The sequence below is a fragment of the Bradyrhizobium sp. USDA 3315 genome (assembly GCF_054056795.1).
In genome coordinates, this window is record NZ_JBSRYP010000001.1 from 1 (window position 1) to 21,954 (window position 21,954).

The following is a 21,954-nucleotide window of genomic DNA, read 5'->3' on the forward strand; positions in this document are numbered from 1 at the left end:
TCTTATGTGTCGGACGAGATTATGTGGCGGAGGCGCTCTAACGCCAGCCCGGGCCGGCCACTCAGGGTTTCTCCGCCACATAATAATCAGATGTTGGCCAGCAGCTGCAGGATGGTGTCGTTCGGCCGGAAGCGCGCGCTGCGGTCGCCTGAGACGCCCGCGTTCTCAAGTCCCCGGCGCATCATCTCGACATCCGCAGCGGCGTATCGGTGGGTTGTGGCGACCTGAGCATGGCCAAGCCAAGCCTGGATCGTCAGGAGGTCCACACCTGACCGGAGAAGCTTCATGGCGAGGGAATGCCGGAAGATGTGCGGCGATATCGGCTTGCCCTCCAAGCTTGGCCTCGTGGACCCGGCCTGGGAGGCGGCACGCCGCACGATGTGTGTCGCGCCGAAACGCGTCAGGCGCTCGTTGTGAACCCCGACGAAGATCGGCCGCGGTTCATGATTGGCGAGACCGCGTTCGCTCAATAGGTCCGTCAGCGATCGCACCAGATCCTTAGGAATGGGAACGACGCGATCTCGGCGTCCTTTGCCATGAAGCAGCACCTGCGGGCGTCCTCGCTCCAACTGAAGGTCGTTCGCGTTGACGCCAGTCGCTTCGGACACGCGAGCGCCGGTTCTCGCCAAGAAGAGCAGAAAGGCCCGGTCGCGCCGGCCGCGGGGCGTCGTCTGATCAGGGGCTGCGATGATGGCCTCCACCTCGGCGTTGGTGAGATGATGCGTCACCTCGATGTGGGCCCGTTTGGTGGGGATCGTCAGAACCCGTTGGGCGACGCCGAACGAGGCGGGATCGGCGGCAGCGACGTGATGGAAGAAGGATCGGATCGCGGCTAATCGGGCGTTGCGCGTTGCGACGGAGTTGTTCCGCTTCTCCTCAAGCTCGTCAAGAAAGGCGAGAACAAGGTCCCGATCGAGATCCTCAAGGGCCAGCGCCGCCGGCTTCTTCCCCAAATGGGCGGCGGCAAAGAGGATCAGCATGCGCAAGGCATCGCGATAGCTGGCTAAGGTCGCGGAGGTCGCGTTGCGCTGCTTGGTCAACCGGCGACGAAAGTACGACTCCAGGAGCGGCGCCAGCAGGAGGTGTTCGTTCATGCCGCGCCTCCGTCGAGGAAGGCGCGCTCAGCCGCGATGGCGAGGAGATCCGACGAGCCGGTGAGGTAGTAGGCTGTGTCGCTATAGTTGGCGTGGCCGAGGTAGGTGGCGAGTAAGGGCAGCAGCGCTTGGACGTCTGCGCGCTGTTGGTGCCACAGCCTGAGCCTGGTCACCGCGAACCGGTGCCGGAGATCGTGCGGTCGCAGAGGCTTGCCATTGTCAAGACCCGCGAGCTTGCGGACCTTAGCGAAGTTGCTTTGCAGGCCGGTCGCCGACAGACGGCAGCCTCGCGAGCTGAGGAAGAAGGCCTCGCCTTTGGGCCTGGGAAACACGGTGTCGCGCTCACGGGCGTATCGACGAAGGGCTGCCTGGGTCGTTGGGTGAACAGGAATCAGGCGGTCTTTACGGAACTTGGTTTTACGGACGAGGACGATCCCGTTGGTCAGATCGACGTCGCCGCGATCAAGGCTGACCGCTTCGCCCGATCGTAATCCCGTGCTGGCCAACAATCCGATTAGCGTCGCCATCGTACGGCCCCTGAGAGGGTTCCCTGGCGAAATGAGGCTGCATGCGTCGATAAGCGACGTCAGCTCAGCCTCACTTAGGATGCGCGGCGGCGGAATCGCCCTGGACCGCGGGAAAGCTTTGCGCTCCAAGACCTCGGTCTGGGGGGCGTAGAGGACCAGGTACTCGTAGAATCGGCGGAGCACGCCGTGACGGACCGCGCGGCTGTCGGCGGCGCCACCGAACGATAGGACGAAGTCCAGCGCCATCGTCCGGGTGGCGGGCGCACCCAGCTGAGATTGCTCGACGTAGCGAACGAAAGCCCGCAGCGTGCCGGCTTGCTTGTTGAAGGCGTAGCCGAGGGAGCGGCGCAGCTCGATGTAGCGCTCGACCTTGTCGCCGAGGAATGCGGCGAAGGCAGTCATGCGGCGCCTCCCGGAAAGGGGAGCGCGACCTCAGCGAGCTGCGAGGCCGCGACCTTCACGTACAGCGCCGTTGTGTTGATGCTTCGGTGCCCTAGAAGATCGGCGACCTCGTTGATCGGCCTTCGTCGCCCGACGAGCTGGGTGGCTAGACTGTGGCGCAGGAGATGTGCGCCTCCGACGCGACCGAGCTCGATCCCACCATGCTGCAACCGCCTCCGCACGATCCTTGAAACAGACGACGCGTACTTGAATGGTCCCACGGGCGGCGTGAAGGACAGGAACAGATGCTTACTATCGACCTTCGGTCTAGCCCGCAGGATATAGTCGGCGAGCGCGGCGCCGGTCTCCTCGATGAGCGGGGCCACTCGGTCACGCTTGCCCTTGGTGCGCCGGACAAAAAACTCACCAGCTCGCCAGTCGATATCCCGGAGCTGAAGAGCGCGTAGCTCGCCGTTGCGAATGCCTGTGGTGGCGAGCAACAACAGAACAGCTCGATCGCGAAGGTCGATCGGCGTCACCTTGCCGATCGCATCGATGGCGCGGCGAACATCATCCCACGAAAGCCGGGGCGTTAAATGGGCCAGTCGCCAATATGGCGTTCTTGGAACGATGGGAGCCAGATCCTGCTCGTGGTGACCACCCCAATGCAGAAAGCGGAGAAACGTTCGGATGTGAGAGATCGCCGCCGTGCGAGTGCCGGAGGTCGCCGAGAGCGACAGCCGATACTCGACAGCGGCAAGGACATGCTCTGCCGTCAACGCCTCGAGGTCTTGGCCAGGATGGCGATGGTGGAGCCAATCCAGAAAGCGCCGTGCGCCCAAGAGAACGCCATCGCGGGACCTTGGCTCAAGGCCTCGTACCCTGCTCAGATAGTGAGAAAAGGAGCGCAAAAGCGGAGCGTCCGGATCATCGACTACAATGGGCGTCGAAGCAATGAATCGTTCGGGCGCCACCCGTCGCGCGTGTTGGATCGCAGACACTGCCGCAATCCGTGGTGAGTCCGTGGTGAATGTGCATAGATAGCTATCGACGATAGCTTCGCCGATCGGCCGTGAACCGCAATGTGCTGCAGCAAAACGGCCGAACCGCGCGATCCGGCTCAGATAAAGCTTAGCGGATGCTTGCTTGTAACCGAGCGAGAAAAAGTGCCCCGCGATGCGATCCATCTCGGCGCCGAGCGCCCCGTCACGAAGGCGTTTAAGCACCCCGCGGTACGAAAAATAGAACTCGAGCATTGTGCCCCTCCGGCGTTACGGCGCAGGGGGATCCCGCGTCGCCACGAGGGGCACGAAATATTATGTGGCGGAGGAATCCAGCCGTGGCCGGCCCGGGCTGGCGTTAGAGCGCCTCCGCCACATAATCTCGTCCGACACATAAGAACGGTTATGTTGCGTGCAACATAACCGTTCGACGGTGCGCTTTATGTGTTCCGCGCCAAAAGAGCCGACCGAATAAAGATCGTATGGTGGGATGGCTCCGGCGTGTGCCTCTATTTAAAACGGCTTGAGAAGGCGAGGTTCTGCTGGCCGCGGATCGGGCATCATCGGGTGCAGCTGAATGCTGCGCAGTTGATGGCACTGGTGGATGGGATGGACTGGAAGCGGGTCCGGACCGCGGCGGTCAAGCCGCCGGAGATTGTTGGGTAAAAGCACTGCGGCGAAGTGAATCAGCGGCCTGAAAGGGCAAGAGAACCGGGGCAAAATGTGCTCTGGTCGGGTCAATGACGCCGCCCGATCTCAGCCTCCCGAATGACGTAGAGACGCTGAAAGCCATGGTGCTTGCCATGGCCGAGAAAGCGGCCCGCGCCGATGCTCTGGAGAGCGAAGTCGCCGATCTCAAGGCCCGCAACGCCGATGCCGATGCGCGCATCGAGCGGCTGACGCAAATCCTGAAGGCCTTCGACCGCGCCCGGTTCGGCCGACGATCGGAGAAGCTCGGCTCGGCGAACGGCGACGATGAACAGCAGGCCCTCGTCTTCGAGGAGATCGAGACCGGCATCGCCGCGATCAAGGCCCAGGTCAGCAAGGGCCGTGCGCAGGCGGATGGCAAGCGTGCACCGCGTCGGCGCAAGGGCTTTGCGCCCCATCTGGAACGGATCGAAACCGTCATTGAGCCGGAAGAGCTGGCTGAGCATGCCGGCAAGCAGAAGGTGCTGATCGGCGAGGACGTGTCGGAGCGCCTGGATGTGGTGCCGGCGAAGTTCCGGGTGATCGTCACGCGCCGTCCCAGGTATGCCTTCAAGAACGCGGACGGCGTCATCCAGGCGCCGGCCCCGGCCCATATCATTGAAGGAGGCATTCCGACGGAAGCGCTTCTGGCCCAGATAGCCGTCGCCAAATATGCCGATGGCCTGCCGCTCTACCGGCAGGAGGCTATCTACGCCCGCGATCATGTCGAGCTCGACCGCCAGCTGATGGCGCAATGGATGGGCAAGCTCGGCTTCGAGCTCGAGATCGTGGCCGACTACATCTTCAGCGAGGTCAAGAAGGCCGAACGGGTCTTTGCCGACGAAACCACTTTGCCGACGCTCGCTCCGGGCTCCGGATCGACAAAGACGGCCTACTTATGGGCCTATGCCCGGGATGACCGAACCTTTGGCCGCAGCGGTCCCCCGATGGTGGCTTATCGCTTCGAAGACAGCCGCTCCGGCGAATGCGCGGTCCGCCATCTCAATGGTTATCGCGGCATCCTGCAAGTGGATGGCTATGCCGCCTATAACAAGCTCGCGCGATCCGATCGCGGCAATGATGGCATCACATTGGCTGGCTGCTGGTCACACTGCAGACGCAAGTTCTACGAGCTGCATGTTGCAGGGAGCTCGGAAGTGGCAACGGCGACGGTCGAGCGGATGGCAAGGCTCTGGCAGGTCGAGAAGACCGTGCGCGGTCAAAGCCCCGACGCTCGCGTTGCCGCGCGCCGGCAAGCCTCCGCGGCGATCGTCGCAGATCTCTTCGATCTCTGGCAGCAGACCTTGCGGCGGATCTCCGGCAAATCAAAACTGGCTGAGGCGATCCGCTATGCCGTCTCGCGGCGTGCCATCTTCGAACGCTTCCTGACCGATGGTCGCATCGAGCTCGACTCCAACGTCGTCGAACGCGCCATCAGGCCACTAACAATCACGAGAAAGAATAGCCTCTTCGCTGGCAGCGACGGCGGCGGACGAACCTGGGCGACCATCGCAACGCTGCTGCAGACGGCGAAAATGAACAACGTCGATCCGTTCGCCTGGCTCGCCTTAACACTTCAGCGTATCGCCAACGGCTGGCCGAGCAGCCAAATCGACGCGCTTATGCCATGGAACCACGCAGCCTGACGGCCTCAGCTTGCCGCTTACTTGCGATGGTACGATTGAATGCGTTTTCGATATCGCTACAGGTCGATCCGGGTCGGACCACATCAAGGGCGGCCTCAAGGCCTTCCATCTTGGCCTCGTGGACCCGACGCAAACGCTCTGAGGGTGCGCCGATCGCAAACGTGCGCATGATCCCTGCGCAATACCTATGTCGCACCTCGCCAAGCTCGAGGTTGATCTGCGAACCCTGGCGAAAGACGTCTTCGCTCCACCAAATGTGTGGAGCGCCGGTCCGAGGAGAGGAGCACAAGGTGACGTTAGGAAATCTCGTCGTGCCGGGCTTATTGTTGGCACCGTGGGCCAGCGCTCCCATGATTTCGGCGATCAAGTCAGCTTCCCGCACACCAGGCCGTATGGCGTCGGCGGCACGCATGATGGCCTTCCGGCGTTTTGATCGCAAAGTGCACTTTGGGAGAGACAGCCCCCTCATCGACAACCGAGAACTCGTCCACGAACCTGACAATTCAATGCGGGCCCGGCGGTAAGAAACTCTGCCCTCTAAGCACTGCAGCCAAGGCTACCCCTTTCGGCGGTTGCTAAGCTCTCAGCCCGGCGTTTAGCTGGTGACGACTATGATGATCGCCAAGCCAGCCACCGCTCCTGGATGTAATCGATGTTCATCTTTCCGTCGGGACGTTTGGCGACGAGCCAAGCATTATCCTGAAGCACGAGCTTCGATGCATTTTCCTCGAAGATGCTGAGGTTAGGGACAAGATCAGACGGCAAATATTTAAGCTGGTTCGTATTCGGGCCTGGATAGCCGACGCCCATTGTGTAGGCCGCGGCGATCTCCGCTCGATTGACAAACGCTATCAATTTTTGCGCGTTCGAGCTATTGGGGCCACCTTTCAGCACGGTCCAGTAGATGTAGTTTAAGTTCCCGCCATCCCATACAATACGCAGAGGAGCGGCTTGGCGAATTGCCCCGATAGCGCGACCATCTGGGCAGCTCGTTGCCGCGTATTCGCGGTTCATGAGGAGGGTGACCGGCTCGCCTCCCGCGACCCACCATTTCGGTATTTGCGACTTGATCTCGTCAAGCTTCTTGAAAGCTCTTTCGATCTTGTCGTCCGTCAGCGGCCAAAGATCTGATTTCGCAACGCCATCAGCTTGGAGCGCGAACACGAGGTTATGCCTCGCGACGGGGCCAAGGCCACGCGGTCCCGAGAAATTCTTGACATCCCAGAACTCTTCCCAGTTTTTTGGTCCGCCCTTCTGAAATGCGCGCTGGTCATACGCTATCATTGTTACAGATCGGAATGCGACCACCGCGTCTTTGATTCGAGCATCCTGCGATGTACCCTCCAGTGCTTCATCGTCCCACAGACCGTAATCGATGGGCAGAAACATGCCAGCCTGATCCATGGCCGGATAATTCTGTGCGTCGATCATGGCCACGTCCCAGTCGACGCGTCCAGCTTCGTTCATGGCCCTGACTTGGGGTTCGGCGAAGTCGGCCACCACGTCAACCACGGAGATTCCCGTTGCCTGCGTGAATGGCTCGAAGACGGCCTTGCGCAACGCTTTCGTATAGGTCCCTCCATACGAGAACACGACGACCTCTCCACTGCCGGCAAGTTTGTCCTTCGCGAATGCGGTAGTCGACCGCGCGATCGCGGGTACGCTCATCGCGGCAGCGGCAAACTGCAGGAGAGTTCGGCGGTTCATGCCCGATTGTTGAAGCTGTCCACTCGGGGCCTGCAGCCTTTTGCCGAGCTCAATTGATTTCCTGCTCCGAATAATGCCAGACAGATTTGAGCGCTTCATTGGTGACCCCTTCTCGATCAGCTGAAATCCACGATGATGCACATCCAGACGGACCGCAGGGTCAAGGCTACAGACCCGCCACAGAGTTTTAGAGCTTAATCTCAGCTTGCGGCGCTCGATTTCTGCGAGACACCAGCCACTTCAGCCGATCTTAGGCGCAAGATCCTCCTTCAGCAGCGACCAACGGCGCAAAAGGCCAGCGATCGCGCTGCCCTTTCAAATGCCGCCTCCCCGCCAGCTTCGTGGAAGGAGTTATTTTCAGCGCAACCTGGAATTTTCGGCAATTGCGAGACGTACGGACTCGCAATCGAGGGGGGCGGAGCTAGGCTCGTGCGAGCCGCCACCCATCACTTAACGCAATGCGATCGATTTACTGCTTAATGTCCCTCAAAAGCAGGATTGCGCTTCTCAGTGAACGCGCGGACGCCCTCCTTGTGATCGAGGCTTAGTTCCGTCCGGATCAAGTTTTCGGCCTCGTAATCCATCGATTCGAGGAACTCGGCATTCACCGCGTGGTCAAGGTTGTTCTTGATGCAACCAAATGCAAATGTAGGCCCTCTAGCAAGGCTGGCCGCTAGCGCGAACGCCTTTTCCTGCAATTCAGCATCGGGTACGCTTTGGTTGACAAGGCCAAGCGATTCCGCGCGACGTGCATCAACCCGCTCTGACAAGAACATCAGTTCGCGCGCGCGGGAGACTCCAACTAGTCGCGTGAGGAGCCAGGCCATGCCACAATCGCCCGACAGCCCCACGCGTGCGTAAGCGGTGATCAAAATAGCTGATTGTGCGGCAACGCGGATGTCGCAAGCGAGCGCGAGCGCGAGGCCTGCCCCAGCGGCAGGCCCCGGAATGGCCGCGACAGTAGGCTTCCTTAGGCCGGCCAGCGCACCCCACACGGCTCGCTGATTGAACCGCAAATCGGAAACGCGCTGATCGAAAGTTAATTCACCCGCAGCCGAAGTTTGGCTCATCCCATTTACATCCCCGCCCGCGCAGAAGGCTGCTCCCGCGCCTGTGATAAGGATCGCGCGGATTTGCGAATCTTCGCCGCAGCGTTTGATCAAGTTCCCCAATGCCCCGCTCAAACGGCTCGACAATGCGTTCCGAACCTCCGGTCGATTGAGCGTTATGACGGCCACCTGGTCGCGGATTTCGGCCAACAGCTCTCCTGTTCCCGTATCGATTTGCAGTTGCTGCGACATGCGGATCTTACTCCCGTCTATCTTGCTGGTGCATGGTGGGTCGTCCAGTGCAGGACGGCTTTGCGCAAGTTATTCGATAAAGAGAACCAGTCGAGGCCGCTGCTGCAGAAGGCAATGCGAGTTTGTCTTCCGCTCAGTACCGCTCCGATGCCGGCGCAGCATCGCAGGGAACCGCATGACCATCAGTTCGACCGGCGTTTTATCCAACGCGGGTCGCAGCCTCGGCTCCCCCACCCGGTTACGTCGAACCAGCATCGAAGAGCTCATGCTGTCGTCGCGCGCATTAGCGGACCGATGCGGGCCACGGCTTCGGCCTATTTGGCTGGCTGCGAACGCGCCAGTCCACCGGATATGGAACGAAAAACATGATTCCTTTATCGCCTTCATACTTCAGCGAAGTATTTTTAGGAAGCCATACGACATCACCGAATTTCGCTTCGATCGTACGACTGTAGTTCTCACCTGCGCGAATGCGCAGCATCCCGCCGAGACAAATCGAGACTTGGTCATATTCAGTTGTCCAATCGGCGGAGGCGTCGTTGTAGGTAGCGATTGTGGCAGCAATGGTCTTACTGATTTCTGGAGTGACTAGGCTGCAGGTAGAAGCAAATCCGCCAGCATAGATTTGAATTTGCGAATACATCATATCCGTACTTCGGAAATGATAGACCTCAGTGAGTGGCTTTACGCCCTCCATCGACTCGCTTCGCGTACGCCAATCAACCGGGTATCTCGCGTAAAACACCTTTGCTTTGTTCCCCTGGTACTTCAGCCGGGTCCCCTTGGTCAGCCAAATCACGTCACCAAATTTAGCTTCAATGACACGGCTATAGTCTTGTCCAGTGAGGATTCGATAAGTGCCACTAAGTACGACGGCCGCCTCATCGTAGTTAGTTGTCCGCTCGATGGAACAATCGTCGTAGATAGCGATTCCCGCATCGATCGTCCTGCTGTTTTCAGGACCGACCAACTGACAGTAGGACGCCTGGCCGCCACCATCGCTATGCATTTTCGAAAATACCATATCTTCGCTCTTGAAATGGAGCGCTTTAGTCATCGTCATTCTCCTATCTAGGCTCAATCGGCATCTTCGAGGCGCCACCTTCACACTCTCGGTGTGGATTTCACTACCTCGGGGGAGCCGCCAGCTATTCATTGGGATGGAGTACCCGGTTCCTTCAGCACATCACGCGCCCGCAAGCCGAGCCTTCATTAGCGAAACGTATTCACCACAAGGTCGCTTGAGAAACCGGGCAGTCCGGCGAGATGGCGAACCAAGGCGCCGGCATGCACTCCGCGTTCTGGGCATCATCCGATTCCATTTTCCCCTCTATATGCGGCGACACTCGTGTCCGCAGGAGACGATCCCGACGGCTATCTGAGCTTCTGTAGCAAGATCTACCACACCGATCAGGATATGGATGCTAAGATGAGGCGACGAACTTTGCAGAAATCCTGCAAAATGGAGTGACCTGCGTACGAATTTCGAACCCGAGCCGCGAACCTCGCAGCCGCCACGCTCTTGCGTGTCATGTTTCGAGGATTCGCGGCACAACACTCGCCTGCTACACAGAGACGGCGGATCATACAGTTGGATTACGAGACCGGAGGTCCGGAACTTTACCCCTCGTGTCGGCCTGCGCCGCGACTTGGCGGGCTAGGGTGTCGAACTCGATATGCCCCATCTCGGTCGAGGACGTGGAGTTTCCCAATTCGTCAAGTTACGGCACCTACAAACTTGATCTATCGAGCGAGCTGCTCAACCGAGCTCCTAGCAGGCCACGAACGCCTTGCGCGGATGTCCCACAGATTCAGCTGAGAGCATGCCCGCGCATTTCACGAGTGTTCCCGATGGGACTCATGCAAAGGGCATGGTCGACGACTGCAACCTTCGGACGGGAAGGGACGCTATCCGCTTTATCTGCGAGACTCGGCTGGAAACTCAAGAGCGGCCCCGGGCAAGACCGATGCGGGCGTACTACGAAATACCTGTGGCTTCACGACCAATATGTCGCGTCAATCAAGCAGTTTGAGAACTTGGCGCGGCCACGCAGACAATCCGGAATTTCCTGATCTCATTTTCGACATCTCGAACGCCAAGTCACTTCGCGTCGCCGGCGCGCTGGTCGCAACCCTGCGCTTGGGCGGCGTGGCGCGGAGGTGACTAATCTTGATGGCGGCGCGCATCCAAACAAGAAACCAATCTGGTCTTCGACCTAACACGGGACGCGCCTCTGGCGCTTTCGAGTCTGGATGCATTGTTTCTGGAATGCAAACCGGTTGACAAGGAAGAGAAGCACTATGAACAAAGGGTCCATTACGGTTCATCAAGCGACTATAGCCGGGCGATGCAAGAAGCCATGTGGATGGCGTATGTCGGCGATGAGCATAAGTTGTGAGCAAATCTTGCCCGTGCCCTCGCCAAAGAACCATTACATTCGTTGCTTGAAAGCCGACCGAGATGACGCGGGTAGCAGATTGCATGAGCAGTTCGATGGCCACGTCTTTGCACGTCACGACGCACTCGTAATCTCAAGTGGCCGCTAGATAAGGGAAGTGCCACTCCAATCCGTATATTCACTCGTGGCATGAATGCTCGTAGCGCAATTGATTGCAAGCAGCCATTATAGCAGCCGAGCGCCGGCCCCGGCGATAATCCGCGGCTACACTCTGCCGGCCGAATCTTCCTGCGCCTCGATGGCGGAGCCTCTGCCGCCTCGATCGTCGCGCTCAGCGCGAGTAGATTGGTCCGCCGCGCGATAGCCGCAATCCACTGGATCACGTCCTCAATATGCTCCGCCGCGGCCGCGAGATTAGCCACACGTTATCGCTGAGTTTTTCGCCTTGCGGACGGCTAGTTGCGCCATGTTGGGTACCTTCTCGACCTGCCAGCCGACTTCGGCAATTGCCGCCGCCAGTTTGTCTGTGCGCGACATGCGCCCATTCTCGGAAGCCTCTTGTGAAGATGCGGCCGCCTCGACGCAGATTCTCTGGCTTTGATCCGCCGAACAGATGAGAGTTCGCGCGAACGCGTCGAGCTGCACGGAATCGGATGAGAGCTTTGGAAGCCGAGCAACGTCAACCCGACGCTGATTGGCAGAATCCCGATCCCCTTGGGCTCTTCCACCGATGGCGTCGCCAACGGCGCCCAAGTTCGAACAACTCGCATTGCCCTTCAGATTCGCGGTTGCTGCGAGTGCAAGGACATTTGCGCGCAAAAACTGCAGAATATCGTGGAGAATGCCGACAACCATCCTTGAGAAATGAGTATGCGATGCCTGCTTGCACGAGTTGACGACGTTTCGTGCGAGATCGGAGCGCCGGTGAGTCCATTTACTTGCTGGGGTTCTCTCTGTGCCCTTCGGGGCGTTTCCTCCCTGACTTGGCTCGCGCGGTATCTCGCGCGAGCTTTTTTCCACTAACAAGGGAGGTCGGATCGCCTCGGATTCAACAGCCCGTTTTTTTGGAGTAACGCGATGACCGCGACCGCTATCGCACAAGGCAGGCAAGGCACGTCGCGCCTGCGCGAGCGTCTCAAGGACTCCTCGCTTCTGCGTGAGGCCTGCTACATTGATGGCGCTTGGATCGGCTCACCTCGCTTTGCAGTGAACAATCCTGCGACCGGCATCGAGCTCGCCAAAGTGCCGTACCTCTCAGCAGATGATTGCACAAGGGCGGTGGAGGCAGCTGAACGGGCTTTTCCTACATGGGCCAAGCTTACAGCCAAGCAACGCTCTAACCTCCTGCGTGGATGGTACGAGCTGATTGTGGCCAATCGGGAGGATCTCGCGCTGATCCTAACCTCTGAGCAGGGCAAGCCGCTCTCCGAAGCGCTAGGCGAAGTGGAGATCGGCGGGGCCTATGTCGAGTTCTTTGCTGAAGAGGCGCGCCGCGTCTATGGCGAGACGATGCCCTCGCCGCGCGCGGATGCAAGGCTGCTGCGATAAAGCAGCCAATTGGCGTGTGCGGCGCCATCACGCCCTGGAACTTCCCGACCTCGATGATCACACGAAAAGTCTCACCGGCGCTCGCCGCCGGCTGCACTGTGGTGCTGAAGCCGGCTAGCGAAACGCCCCTCTCCGCGCTCGCGCTTGCCGCGCTCGCCGAGAGAGCGGGGGTACCAAAGGTGTGTTCAACATCATTACCGGGGATTCGCGGTCGATCGGCAAGGTCTTGTGCGAGCACCCGGCCGTGCGCTTCGTCGGTTTCACAGGGTCCACCGAGGTCGGAAAAGGTCTCTATCGCCAGGCCTCCGTCGGCGTGAAGAAGCTCGGCCTCGAGCTTGGCGGCAACGCGCCCTTCGTGGTGTTCGACGACGCCGACATCGATGCTGCGGTGGAAGGCGCCCTGGTCTCAAAATACCGCAACATGGGCCAGACCTGCGTCTGCGCGAACCGGCTCTACGTCCAGGCCGGGATTTACGACCAGTTCGTGCAGAAGCTGTCCAAGAACGTCGAGGCGATGAAGATCGGCGACGGCTCTGACGCAGGCGTTACACAGGGCCCGCTGATCAACATGGGGGCGATCGACAAGATCGAGCGCCATATCGCGGACGCGGTGAAGCGCGGCGCCAAGATCGTGACCGGCGGCAAGCGCCATGCGCTCGGCCGCTCGTTCTTTGAACCGACCGTGCTCGCCAATGTCACGTCGGATTCCTTGGTCGGACAGGAGGAGACATTCGGCCCGCTAGTGCCGGTGATCCGCTTCAAGGATGAGGCCGACGTCATCGGAATGTGCAACAGCTCGCCCTTCGGGCTCGCCTCCTACTTTTACTCCCGCGATCTCGGTCGCGTCTGGCGTGTGGCGGAAGCTCTGGAATCCGGCATGGTTGGCGTCAACACCGGCCTGATCACGACCGAAGTCGCGCCGTTTGGCGGCATCAAGGAAAGCGGCCTGGGCCGCGAAGGCTCCCGCCACGGAATGGAAGAATATGTGGAGATCAAATACGTGATGATGGCGGGGCTTTGACGCTGCGTCTGGCGGCGTGGAGCCCGACTCGCAACGGTCACGTTTGCGCCTCCTGCCATTGCATCGCCATTATGCCAGGCCCGTCGATCCACTCGACCCGGATGGCTCAGCTATGGCCATCACTCCGGGCCAAGATGGCGGTGTTGCCGCAGGGGCGGCCTCTGAAACTCGCACTATCTGCCGTCATTGGGAGCAAAGGCCATGACGGCGATAGCTTTCGGTCGCGCCGCGAAGCCCATTATCCAGAAATGCAGCAGCTGACCCTCCACAGTTTCAACAAACTCGCCTACAAAGGGCACAATGTGATCGAACGTCGTTTCTGCCGGCTCAAAATTGAGTGTCGCAACTCGCAACGACAACTTGCCGGAAACTTCCCGGCTGCCGTCTATCTCGCCGCCACTACCTCCCGTTGGATCAATTGAGGCCTGAATCATTGGAACTCTCGCCGGCGCGCCCGGTAGAGTTCGGCGTCCCGCACTTCGCATGATCCACTCAGTTCGACTCGAAGCTGGTTCTAACCGCTTTCACTGACGCGACTATGAATCGATGAATTTCCTGGACACGCCGTGTTTCGTGAGTGTCGGGATGCGAGGTTAGCCAGTAACTCCGTACGAAGCGCACATCAGGAAGCAGACGCCGCAACTCCGGATAACGACGGGCGGCGTAGTCGTGCAAAATGCCGACGCCATGACCGTTTCGCACGGCTTCTATCTGGGCAACCACACTTCCACACTCGTATCGGCGTGACATCAGAGACCCAAGGTCCGAAGCGTAATCGAGCGCTCGACTATATGCGAAGTCCTCGACATGAGTGACGAAAAGGCGACCCGTCAGGTCAGACTTCTTTTCGATCTTGCCTTCATGCAACAGATAACTTTCGGCTGCATAGACGCTGAGCGTGTAATCGGTCAGTTTGGACAGGATTAATCGTCCCTGCTTCGGCCGGTCGAGAGTAACGGCGATATCAGCCTCTCGCCGCGACAAGGAAAAGGTGCGTGGAAGCGGCACGAGCTGAATGACAAGTCCCGGATTTCTGGCGGCGAGCGCCCCGAGCTGATCAGCCAGAAAATAGTTCCCAAGTCCATCAGGTGCACCCACGCGTACGGTGCCAGTGATCGCTTCAGTGCCGCCCCCAATGTCGCCGCCCGCTTTCAGAAATTCGCTTTCGGCGCGTTCGGCTGCTGCCAAAAGGACTTTGCCTGCCGCTGTCAATACGCAGCCGGATGTATGACGCTCAAGGAGCTTGACAGTGAGACTCTTTTCCAACGCCGTGACCTGGCGCGCCACGGTCGCATGGTTCAGCCGCAAGTGCTTTGCCGCCTTTAGAAATTGACCGGCCCGCGCGACTTCCAGGAAAATTCGGACCCTCTCCCAGTCCATGGACGACACTTTCTGCAAAACGGAGCCGCGAATTCGGTGGTTGATGCCTAAATTCATGCGCTCATTATGACTTGCGATCAAGGATTTTACAGAGGTGCACCGCCGTGTCCGCGACGATTCCGAACTTCATCAATGGCGAACTAGTGCAAAGCAGGAGTGGCAGGACTTCGCTGGTGTTCAACCCAGCAACTGGCCAACAATCGGGAACGCTCGGCCTGGCGCGTCGACGAATGAGGTGAGAGCTGCTGTGGCTGCCGCCCAGAGTGCCTTCCCGGGTTGGGCCGCTACGCCCCCGCTCCGGCGAGCGCGCATTCTCAACCGCTTCTTGCGCATTCTTGCAGAGCGCATTGATGAACTCGCTCGTGTAATTACAGACGAGCACGGAAAGGTGCTCTCGGATGCCAAGGGTGAGGTTCAACGCGGAATAGAGGTCGTGGAGTTCGCTACAGGCGCGCCGCAGCTTTTGAAGGGCGAGATCACGGAGAACGTCGGCACGCGCGTTGATAGCCATTCGATCCGGCAACCACTAGGTGTTGTGGCTGGCATCACGCCATTCAATTTTCCGGCGATGGTCCCGATGTGGATGTTCCCCGTTGCGCTCGCCTGCGGCAATACCTTCATTCTCAAGCCATCCGAGCGCGATCCGTCTGCATCTCTTGTCCTGGCAAAATGGCTCGAGGAAGCAGGCCTGCCCCCCGGCGTATTCAACGTCGTGCAGGGTGACAAGGAAGCAGTTGACGGGCTTCTCACGCATCCTGATGTTGCGGCAGTGAGCTTCGTCGGCTCGACCCCCGTCGCGCGCTACGTTTACGAAACCGCGTCCCGGCATCGCAAGCGGTGCCAGGCACTCGGCGGCGCCAAGAACCATATGATCGTCATGCCGGACGCCGACATGGATCAGGTGGTGGATGCCCTTGTGGGTGCCGCCTACGGCTCTGCCGGCGAGCGCTGCATGGCGATTTCAGTTGCAGTCCCGATCGGCGACACGACTGCCGAACGCCTGATCCAAAAACTGGCTCCGAGGGTGCGCGCGTTGAACATTGGTCCCGGAACCGATCCCGAAGCCGAGATGGGGCCCTTGGTGACCAAACAGCATCTCGACAAGGTTCGCGCCTACATCGACACGGCCGTGGCGGAGGGGGCGGAACTGGTGGCCGATGGACGCGACTTCAGGCGTCAGGGTTATGAGAACGGCTATTTTATCGGAGGCACACTGTTCGACCGCGTTACGACAGACATGAAGATTTATAGGGAAGAGATCTTCGGCCCGGTTCTAGCGGTCGCGCGCGCGAATTCCTACGATGATGCAGTCAAAATGATCAACAGACATGAATTTGGCAACGGCACAGCCATATTCACCAGGGACGGCGACGCGGCGCGGGAGTTCGCATATCAAATTCAAGTTGGCATGGTTGGCATCAATGTACCAATTCCGGTGCCGATGGCATTCCATTCGTTCGGCGGTTGGAAGGCATCCCTGTTCGGCGACCACCACATGCATGGTCCAGAAGGCATTCGCTTCTATACCAGGTTGAAGACAATCACGACCAGGTGGCCAACAGGTATTCGGGCCGGAGCCGAATTCGTAATGCCAACGATGGGATAATTTCTTCCGAAGACCAGCAATTGGCTGCGGACACCCTCAAGCGCGGCGTAGCATGGTGTGTGCCGCGTACACGACTCCGGTGCGACAAGGCTTGACCGGATCAGGCTGCTGTCCCGCATGAGCGTGAGATGTCTTTTCCGTGCGCCTCACGAAGCGTGCAGTCGGACGCACCTGCACTAGCATCTTGCCGAAATCGTCGCCAAGCAGCATTTCGGCGAAAGCGACTGAAATTTTCTCCGACCGTCGCGAATGTCGTCGCGGCACTTGATTTTGCCCACATTCACCAGCGGCGTGACCTACGCCAACATCTCATCGTGCTCTGCCGTGAACTCGCTGACAGAGAGATTTCTCACCCTCATGTCCCCCGCCTTAGAAGCGGCTTTGAGGGCAGCGCCTTCAAACCTTGGAGAACTATCGCGGCATGATCCACTGAGACGGCTATTCAGCTCACAACACCATGACCCGAAAGACCGTGCGGACGCCTTGTCGGGGACGCTCGTGTTCTGATCGTCGCGTCTACCGCGCCAGTTCGTGAGGATCGAACGCGACGCTTCACCGGCACCAGCTCCGGCGCCCGTGAGGCGCTCGTGGGCATCGCCAAGGTCTATGCGGTCCAGAAAGCCTTTCCAGGCTGATCTGATGCCGAGCGCCGCGGCGGTAGATAAGCGCATGCCCCAGCTATGGCTGCAACCTCGCCAGTGGTTTGAGGCAATGCTTGATCCCACTTTACACAGTTTCGACACGGCGATTCCGGCCCGACAATGATTACGCCAGCAGCTCATCGATGCTGCCGAGGCGAACTTCTCTTTTTCTTCTTGTCTTCAGCGGGCTGATTCAGACCGATAACTGCCTTCTCAAGGTATTTGCTGGCCCAGAGTATGTCGTTTGCGAGAGCTAGGCGTGTGCCCGCACCGTCCTTTGCCGCTAGGCTCGCCAAGATCGATCGGTGTGGATGATCCTTCGCCGTTGTGGATGCACTGAAATCATTAAGCGTGAGGAGCGGACCGATCTGAACCCACAGGTTTTCAATCAATCCGCAGACCACAGGCAAGTCTGACGATCGATAGATCCTGAAGTGAAATTCTTCGTTGATTGCGAGGACGGTCTGCACGTCGCGCTGCCGCCTTGCAAGCATCAGTTGCTCTTGCATCTTTTCCAACAGGATGATCTCGCTCGACGAGATGTTGTTCGCAGCAGCTTCCGCGGCACGACCTTCCAACTCGATTCGAATATCACGAATTTCCCTGAAACGGGCCAGGCTCAGCACTGGAACCATCATCGTGCGGGACTGATGGGGAACAAGGCCGCGCTCAGAAGCTAGCCGCAAAAGCGCCTCCCTCACAGGAGTGACACTAACGCCAAGCTCCTCGGCCAACGGTTTCAGAAGAAGCCGCTGGCCCGGCCGAAAGCGACCAGCCATAAGAGCTTTGCGAAGCATCAAATATGCGCGCGCGTGTAAGTTATCACGTCCGACGTGTAGCCAATCAAGTGCGGAAGGCATGGGGAGGCTGGATGAGGAAGCAGATGGCTCCGCGCGTTGAGATCCTGCCTTTCTCATTTTGTGTTCGTTCCCCGTCTCGACTGCCGACTTCTGATCGACCTGCTCGAAGGCAAATCCATGTATCACGGCCATAGGGAGCCACAAAAGGCTAAAGGGGCCACGAGGACCCCTTTAAGCTATGTCTGGGCCAGGCGAGTACCCGCCTAACTTCCGGATGGCGGGCTCCACGGCAAGGGAGCGAGCGCCTCAAACTCCGTTACCACGTCGATGACTGCGGGCTTACCGGACCGACGCGCATCGTCGAATGCCTTGGCCAGATCGCCGGGCTTTTCGACCCGCACACCGAAACAGTCGAAATCGCGCGCGATCTGAGCGAAATCCGTGTCTCGATACGCAAAGATCTCCTCTTTGTTGCCCTTTCTTCCTTCGTAGGCAATGTCGATGTTTCTTCTGCCCTGTCCAAGGCAATGATTGTTATTCACGATCGTGATCACGTTCAGGCCATATCGCCTCGCCGTCTCCAGCTCGGGAAGATGATACATAAAGCCGCCATCGCCAGTTAAGCAGACGACGGGGCGATCCGGCATCGCACATTGAACACCGAGCGAAGCGGGAAAAGCCCAACCCAATGAGCCGGCGGCCCGCAGGTAGCCCTGAGCTGGATCGGTGAGATAGACGAGCGTCCCGCTCCAGTGCGATGCATAGCCGGTATCGGCTACCAGCATTGCATCTTTCGGGAGCCAGTCCGAGATCTCCCGGCAAAGACGCTCCGGCCTGATCGGCGTCGCCTCAGAGGAGCGCGCGATCTCCGCTTCGGCCCGCCATTCGGCGACGTAGTCCGTGACTTTGCGCAGCCATCCTGCGCGTACTCGGGACGGCAGTTCGGAGGCAAGGCGCTCGAGAGCCGCCTTCGGGTCAGCATGGACACCGATCGCTTCGGGGAAGTTGCGACCAAGCTCCGCCGGATCGATATCGATCTGTACAATTTGCGTCTCGGGCCGCGGCAGCTTCCAGTGGTTAGTGATCATGTCGCTCGTGTCGCTGCCAACGTACATGACAAGGTCCGCATCGTGCAGGATCCTATTTGCACAGGATCGCGAGTACGTCCCGGCCACGCCACCATTTTGCGGATGAAACTCCGGAAGAGCGTGCTTGGCGTCAAGCGACATCACGACGGGAATTCCATGGTGCTCGACGAACGTCTTCAACGCCCCTTCGGCGCTCGAAATCATCAAGCCGGCGCCCGCGAGAATCACCGGGCGCTCCGAGCCCGCGATCGCGGCCGCAGCACGGCTGATCGATTCGGCATCTGGGGAGGGGCGGAAAGCCGGCACCTTCGCGAAAGTCTCTTCAGGATAGATGCTAGCGGTAAATTCGGCAGCGCCAACTATGTCGCCTGTATAGCCGGTGATGTCGAGGTGAACAGGGCGTGAGGCGCCAGTGGTTGCCTCTCTAAATGCTTGACGCAAGAGATGGGGCAATTGCGCCACTTCATCCACTCGACCTCTGAACTTCGTGACGGAGGCATAAAGCGGCTCGTGCGGAAGCTCCTGATATGCGTTTCGGTACTGGTAGTTGGCTGCGTGACGCCCCGTCAGCGCGACGACGGGCGCATAAGCGAACCATGACTCCTGGAGAGCCGCGGCAAGATTGGCCGCTCCGACCGACTGCGCCATGCAGACAGCAGGGCGACGCAATGCGCGCGCATAGCCGTCTGCCATGTACGCGATTCCCTTTTCGGAGTGCCCGAGAATCCGCTTGATCCCGAGATCTTCCATCTCGGTGAGCGCCCGCCGCAGAACGGCATCCATGAAGAAGACGTGAGAGATACCCTTTGCCTTGATGGTTTCTGCAATGAAGCGCCCGCCGGTCATGCGGCGGGCTGGCTCGATGGCAGAGCTTGCCTTGGACAACTTTGAATCGTTCATCTTCCCATCTCTTTGTTCGTTTAAGCGCAGCGCGGCATCCAGCCTGGACCAAGTTGGTCGCACGGCGCGAGACATCTCGCGGTTGCGCGAACTTTTTATATGATATAAAAAGTCTGGTCAATGCGGCTTCATTCCCACCTGCGAGTCCTTGGGGCCGCCGGCGAGCTCACTTTGAGAGAAAGCAACGAAGGAGAGACTATGATCCGTTATGAACTGTCAGGAAAAAAAGCGCTCGTCACCGGTGCGGCGTCAGGCATCGGCTTGGCGACGCTGAAACGGCTGGCGGAGTCGGGATGCTCCGTTGCGCTAAATCACCTCCCCGACGATCCAAGGGGGCCTGAGGAGGTTAAAAAGCTCCGCGCCGATGGTTACGACGTATTCGGCGTCGCTGGCGCCATAGGGGATGGGAAAGAGGTTGAACTCGTAAACGCCGCCGTCGACACGATGGGGGGGCTCGACCTTCTCGTTAACAACGCTGGCACGCCCGGAGCGCGAAAGTCCATTTCGTCGTCCGAGCTCGACCTCATTACTGACGAGCTGTGGTCGGCGGTGTTGGACACGAACCTCATCGGACTTTTCCGATGCACGCGCGCGGCTGCCCCCTCCTTGCGAAGGTCAAAAGGTGCGGTCGTAAGCTTGGCCTCGGTCTCAGCATTGACCTCGAGAGGATCTAGTTTGGCCTATGCTGCAAGCAAGGCCGGTATAATCGCCATCACACGCCATCTTGCTCAAGGTCTCGCTCCAGAGATCCGGATTAACGCGGTGGCCCCCGGCGCCGTCGACAGCACCTGGCAGATCGAGTGGACCGAGGCGCAAAGGCAAAGCTCTATCGAGCGTACTCCCCTGCGGCGCAGATGTGTTCCTGAGGATATCGCCGAAACGATCGTCTATCTCGGATTTGGAGCACCCATGATCACAGGCCAGACCATCGTCATAGATGGCGGTCTGACGCTATAGCCAAGGCGTGATTGGGGACCCTGAACTGTGCGAAATCATCGGCCGTACCGTCTCTGCAGCCTTTCTTAACATGTACCCTTAGAGCAATCGTGCCGGGTCCAAATCGTGTCTACGCAAGTCACAAAAAATCGCTTTGCCATCTGACAAGATTGCTATTCACACCGCGGATCAATTTCAACGTGACACAATAGGAGCCTGCTTCCTTGGGCGGCCCTTTCCGATGGATGCCCAAGTTTCGGCGGCGAATAAGGAGCAGGCCATGCGACCCACCAACTTTGACTATCTTGCCGAAAAACTGCGCAACTGGGGCCGGTGGGGTCAAGCAGATCAGCGGGGTACGCTGAACCACATCGGGCCAGAAACCCTGAAGAACGCGGCGACCGAGGTGCGCGATGGTAAACTCTTCAATCTTGGTTTGCAGTTCGACCGGAATGGGCCGCAGCTCGGACGCAAGCGGTTCAACCCCATGGTTTACGCGACAGACCTTTTCACGCCGATGAGCCCCGCGGCGCCGGGTGTCTGTTTCTCCGATGACGTCATCCACATGCCGCTGCAATGCTCGACCCAGTGGGACGCACTCGGGCACGTCCACTATGACGGTCAACTCTACAATGGCTGCAATGCGCGCGAATGCCTCACCGAAAACGGGGCGCTGAAGATGGGCATCGAGCATTTGGCAAGCCCCGGCATCGTCTCGCGCGGCGTGCTACTAGACATTGCGCGGCTAAAGGGTGTCGAGCGACTGCCGCTCGACTACGCGATCACGGTCGATGATTTAAACACCGCCTGCGAGACGCAAAGCGTAAGCGTCGGCAGGGGCGACATCCTTTTGGTGAACACCGGCCACATGCTTTGGTTTACCGCCGACTGTGACCGCGACGCTTTTATGGGGGCGCAGCCAGGCCTCAGCTTTACCTGCGCCGAATGGGCTCATGACAAATCGCTGGCTGCTGTCGCGGCCGACAACATGGCGGTAGAGATATTAGACGCCGAGGGAATGGGTTCGGGCATGCCCCTCGCCTTCCACATGCTGGCGCTGCGAGACATGGGCATGCCGCTCGGCGAGATGTTCAATCTAGAGGCACTGGCCGCCGACTGCGCCGCGGACGGACGCTACAGCTTCTTTCTTGCAGCCCCGCCCCTAGAGGTCACTGGCGGCTTTGGTTCGCCCGTGAACCCTCATGCACTGAAATAGACTACCTATAAGAGGACGATCCGTTCAAGGTAGAGCGCCTAGAAAGATTGCGTCATCGCGGAAACCCACCTAGTC

Annotated in this window: 15 protein-coding genes and 4 pseudogenes; 7 read left to right on the forward strand and 12 right to left on the reverse strand. The window is 59.3% G+C overall.

Translation table 11 applies throughout. From position 1 onward, the window contains the following. Window positions 1-86: 86 nt before the first annotated feature. Genes ACVIYL_RS00005 through ACVIYL_RS00015 form a run of 3 tightly spaced genes read right to left on the reverse strand, consistent with a single transcriptional unit; the run spans window position 87 to window position 3,258 of the window. On the reverse strand, window positions 87-1,094 hold the full coding sequence (locus ACVIYL_RS00005; protein WP_456777323.1) for a tyrosine-type recombinase/integrase: 1,008 nt from the start codon (window positions 1,092-1,094) through the stop codon (window positions 87-89). Further along, window positions 1,091-2,023, reverse strand: coding sequence for a tyrosine-type recombinase/integrase (locus ACVIYL_RS00010; RefSeq protein WP_456777324.1), 933 nt, complete (start codon window positions 2,021-2,023; stop codon window positions 1,091-1,093). Before ACVIYL_RS00010 ends, ACVIYL_RS00005 begins: the two co-directional genes overlap by 4 nt. After that, window positions 2,020-3,258 (reverse strand): tyrosine-type recombinase/integrase, encoded by a 1,239-nt coding sequence (locus ACVIYL_RS00015; RefSeq protein ID WP_456777325.1) that lies wholly within the window; start codon window positions 3,256-3,258, stop codon window positions 2,020-2,022. The genes ACVIYL_RS00010 and ACVIYL_RS00015 overlap by 4 nt, the downstream gene beginning before the upstream one ends. 180 nt (window positions 3,259-3,438) lie before the next feature. Here ACVIYL_RS00015 and tnpB point away from each other — a divergent pair. Beyond that, window positions 3,439-3,669 (forward strand): annotated as a pseudogene (gene tnpB / locus ACVIYL_RS00020) (IS66 family insertion sequence element accessory protein TnpB); the annotation flags it as partial. Between the two features lie 74 nt (window positions 3,670-3,743). Further along, a complete protein-coding gene (gene tnpC / locus ACVIYL_RS00025) occupies window positions 3,744-5,336 on the forward strand; it encodes an IS66 family transposase (protein WP_253604517.1) in 1,593 nt (530 codons plus the stop codon). Here the strand turns inward: tnpC and ACVIYL_RS00030 are convergent. From ACVIYL_RS00030 to ACVIYL_RS00050, 5 genes are all read right to left on the reverse strand, one after another. Then, window positions 5,311-5,748: a M24 family metallopeptidase gene (locus ACVIYL_RS00030; protein WP_456777326.1), complete on the reverse strand. Its 438-nt coding sequence runs from the start codon at window positions 5,746-5,748 to the stop codon at window positions 5,311-5,313. The genes tnpC and ACVIYL_RS00030 overlap by 26 nt on opposite strands. Before the next feature lie 197 nt (window positions 5,749-5,945). Further along, entirely contained in the window at window positions 5,946-7,142 is a 1,197-nt protein-coding gene (locus ACVIYL_RS00035; RefSeq protein WP_456777327.1) for an ABC transporter substrate-binding protein, read from the reverse strand. 377 nt (window positions 7,143-7,519) lie between these two features. Further along, entirely contained in the window at window positions 7,520-8,344 is an 825-nt protein-coding gene (locus ACVIYL_RS00040; RefSeq protein ID WP_456777328.1) for an enoyl-CoA hydratase-related protein, read from the reverse strand. A 283-nt stretch (window positions 8,345-8,627) separates the two neighbouring features. Beyond that, window positions 8,628-9,401 carry a hypothetical protein gene (locus ACVIYL_RS00045; RefSeq protein WP_456777329.1) on the reverse strand — a complete coding sequence of 258 codons (774 nt, stop codon included), beginning with the start codon at window positions 9,399-9,401 and terminating at the stop codon, window positions 8,628-8,630. A gap of 1,756 nt (window positions 9,402-11,157) precedes the next feature. Then, window positions 11,158-11,598 carry a hypothetical protein gene (locus tag ACVIYL_RS00050; RefSeq protein WP_456777330.1) on the reverse strand — a complete coding sequence of 147 codons (441 nt, stop codon included), beginning with the start codon at window positions 11,596-11,598 and terminating at the stop codon, window positions 11,158-11,160. Window positions 11,599-11,820: 222 nt separating this feature from the next. Between ACVIYL_RS00050 and ACVIYL_RS00055 the strand changes: the two are divergent. Continuing rightward, a pseudogene (locus ACVIYL_RS00055) lies at window positions 11,821-13,312 on the forward strand (NAD-dependent succinate-semialdehyde dehydrogenase). A gap of 173 nt (window positions 13,313-13,485) precedes the next feature. Here the strand turns inward: ACVIYL_RS00055 and ACVIYL_RS00060 are convergent. Continuing rightward, the gene (locus ACVIYL_RS00060; protein ID WP_456777331.1) at window positions 13,486-13,746 is read right to left on the reverse strand and encodes a hypothetical protein; all 261 of its coding nucleotides are present in this window, start codon (window positions 13,744-13,746) and stop codon (window positions 13,486-13,488) included. A gap of 58 nt (window positions 13,747-13,804) precedes the next feature. Beyond that, window positions 13,805-14,692 (reverse strand): LysR family transcriptional regulator, encoded by an 888-nt coding sequence (locus ACVIYL_RS00065; RefSeq protein WP_456781746.1) that lies wholly within the window; start codon window positions 14,690-14,692, stop codon window positions 13,805-13,807. Between the two features lie 104 nt (window positions 14,693-14,796). Between ACVIYL_RS00065 and ACVIYL_RS00070 the strand changes: the two are divergent. Both ACVIYL_RS00070 and ACVIYL_RS00075 read left to right on the forward strand, forming a co-directional pair. After that, window positions 14,797-16,298: pseudogene (locus tag ACVIYL_RS00070) on the forward strand (CoA-acylating methylmalonate-semialdehyde dehydrogenase). 394 nt (window positions 16,299-16,692) lie between these two features. Beyond that, window positions 16,693-17,045 (forward strand): annotated as a pseudogene (locus ACVIYL_RS00075) (IS66 family transposase); the annotation flags it as partial. Window positions 17,046-17,076: 31 nt separating this feature from the next. Here the strand turns inward: ACVIYL_RS00075 and ACVIYL_RS00080 are convergent. After that, entirely contained in the window at window positions 17,077-17,931 is an 855-nt protein-coding gene (locus ACVIYL_RS00080) for a GntR family transcriptional regulator (protein WP_456777332.1), read from the reverse strand. A gap of 71 nt (window positions 17,932-18,002) precedes the next feature. After that, window positions 18,003-19,727 carry a thiamine pyrophosphate-binding protein gene (locus ACVIYL_RS00085; protein ID WP_456777333.1) on the reverse strand — a complete coding sequence of 575 codons (1,725 nt, stop codon included), beginning with the start codon at window positions 19,725-19,727 and terminating at the stop codon, window positions 18,003-18,005. 198 nt (window positions 19,728-19,925) lie between these two features. On the opposite strand from ACVIYL_RS00085, the gene ACVIYL_RS00090 reads away from it, so the two are divergent. Further along, window positions 19,926-20,684 (forward strand): SDR family NAD(P)-dependent oxidoreductase, encoded by a 759-nt coding sequence (locus ACVIYL_RS00090; RefSeq protein ID WP_456777334.1) that lies wholly within the window; start codon window positions 19,926-19,928, stop codon window positions 20,682-20,684. Window positions 20,685-20,943: 259 nt separating this feature from the next. After that, window positions 20,944-21,879 (forward strand): cyclase family protein, encoded by a 936-nt coding sequence (locus ACVIYL_RS00095; RefSeq protein ID WP_456777335.1) that lies wholly within the window; start codon window positions 20,944-20,946, stop codon window positions 21,877-21,879. Window positions 21,880-21,954 lie beyond the last annotated feature (75 nt).

What these genes read in the sequence shown, in the direction of transcription:
- ACVIYL_RS00005 (WP_456777323.1), bottom strand. Translation starts at nt 1,094, where the DNA reads ATGAACGAACACCTCCTGCTGGCGCCGCTCCTGGAGTCGTACTTTCGT.
- ACVIYL_RS00010 (WP_456777324.1), bottom strand. Translation starts at nt 2,023, where the DNA reads ATGACTGCCTTCGCCGCATTCCTCGGCGACAAGGTCGAGCGCTACATC.
- ACVIYL_RS00015 (WP_456777325.1), bottom strand. Translation starts at nt 3,258, where the DNA reads ATGCTCGAGTTCTATTTTTCGTACCGCGGGGTGCTTAAACGCCTTCGT.
- tnpC (WP_253604517.1), top strand. Translation starts at nt 3,744, where the DNA reads ATGACGCCGCCCGATCTCAGCCTCCCGAATGACGTAGAGACGCTGAAA.
- ACVIYL_RS00030 (WP_456777326.1), bottom strand. Translation starts at nt 5,748, where the DNA reads ATGCGTGCCGCCGACGCCATACGGCCTGGTGTGCGGGAAGCTGACTTG.
- ACVIYL_RS00035 (WP_456777327.1), bottom strand. Translation starts at nt 7,142, where the DNA reads ATGAAGCGCTCAAATCTGTCTGGCATTATTCGGAGCAGGAAATCAATT.
- ACVIYL_RS00040 (WP_456777328.1), bottom strand. Translation starts at nt 8,344, where the DNA reads ATGTCGCAGCAACTGCAAATCGATACGGGAACAGGAGAGCTGTTGGCC.
- ACVIYL_RS00045 (WP_456777329.1), bottom strand. Translation starts at nt 9,401, where the DNA reads ATGACTAAAGCGCTCCATTTCAAGAGCGAAGATATGGTATTTTCGAAA.
- ACVIYL_RS00050 (WP_456777330.1), bottom strand. Translation starts at nt 11,598, where the DNA reads ATGGTTGTCGGCATTCTCCACGATATTCTGCAGTTTTTGCGCGCAAAT.
- ACVIYL_RS00060 (WP_456777331.1), bottom strand. Translation starts at nt 13,746, where the DNA reads ATGATTCAGGCCTCAATTGATCCAACGGGAGGTAGTGGCGGCGAGATA.
- ACVIYL_RS00065 (WP_456781746.1), bottom strand. Translation starts at nt 14,692, where the DNA reads ATGGACTGGGAGAGGGTCCGAATTTTCCTGGAAGTCGCGCGGGCCGGT.
- ACVIYL_RS00080 (WP_456777332.1), bottom strand. Translation starts at nt 17,931, where the DNA reads ATGGCCGTGATACATGGATTTGCCTTCGAGCAGGTCGATCAGAAGTCG.
- ACVIYL_RS00085 (WP_456777333.1), bottom strand. Translation starts at nt 19,727, where the DNA reads ATGAACGATTCAAAGTTGTCCAAGGCAAGCTCTGCCATCGAGCCAGCC.
- ACVIYL_RS00090 (WP_456777334.1), top strand. Translation starts at nt 19,926, where the DNA reads ATGATCCGTTATGAACTGTCAGGAAAAAAAGCGCTCGTCACCGGTGCG.
- ACVIYL_RS00095 (WP_456777335.1), top strand. Translation starts at nt 20,944, where the DNA reads ATGCGACCCACCAACTTTGACTATCTTGCCGAAAAACTGCGCAACTGG.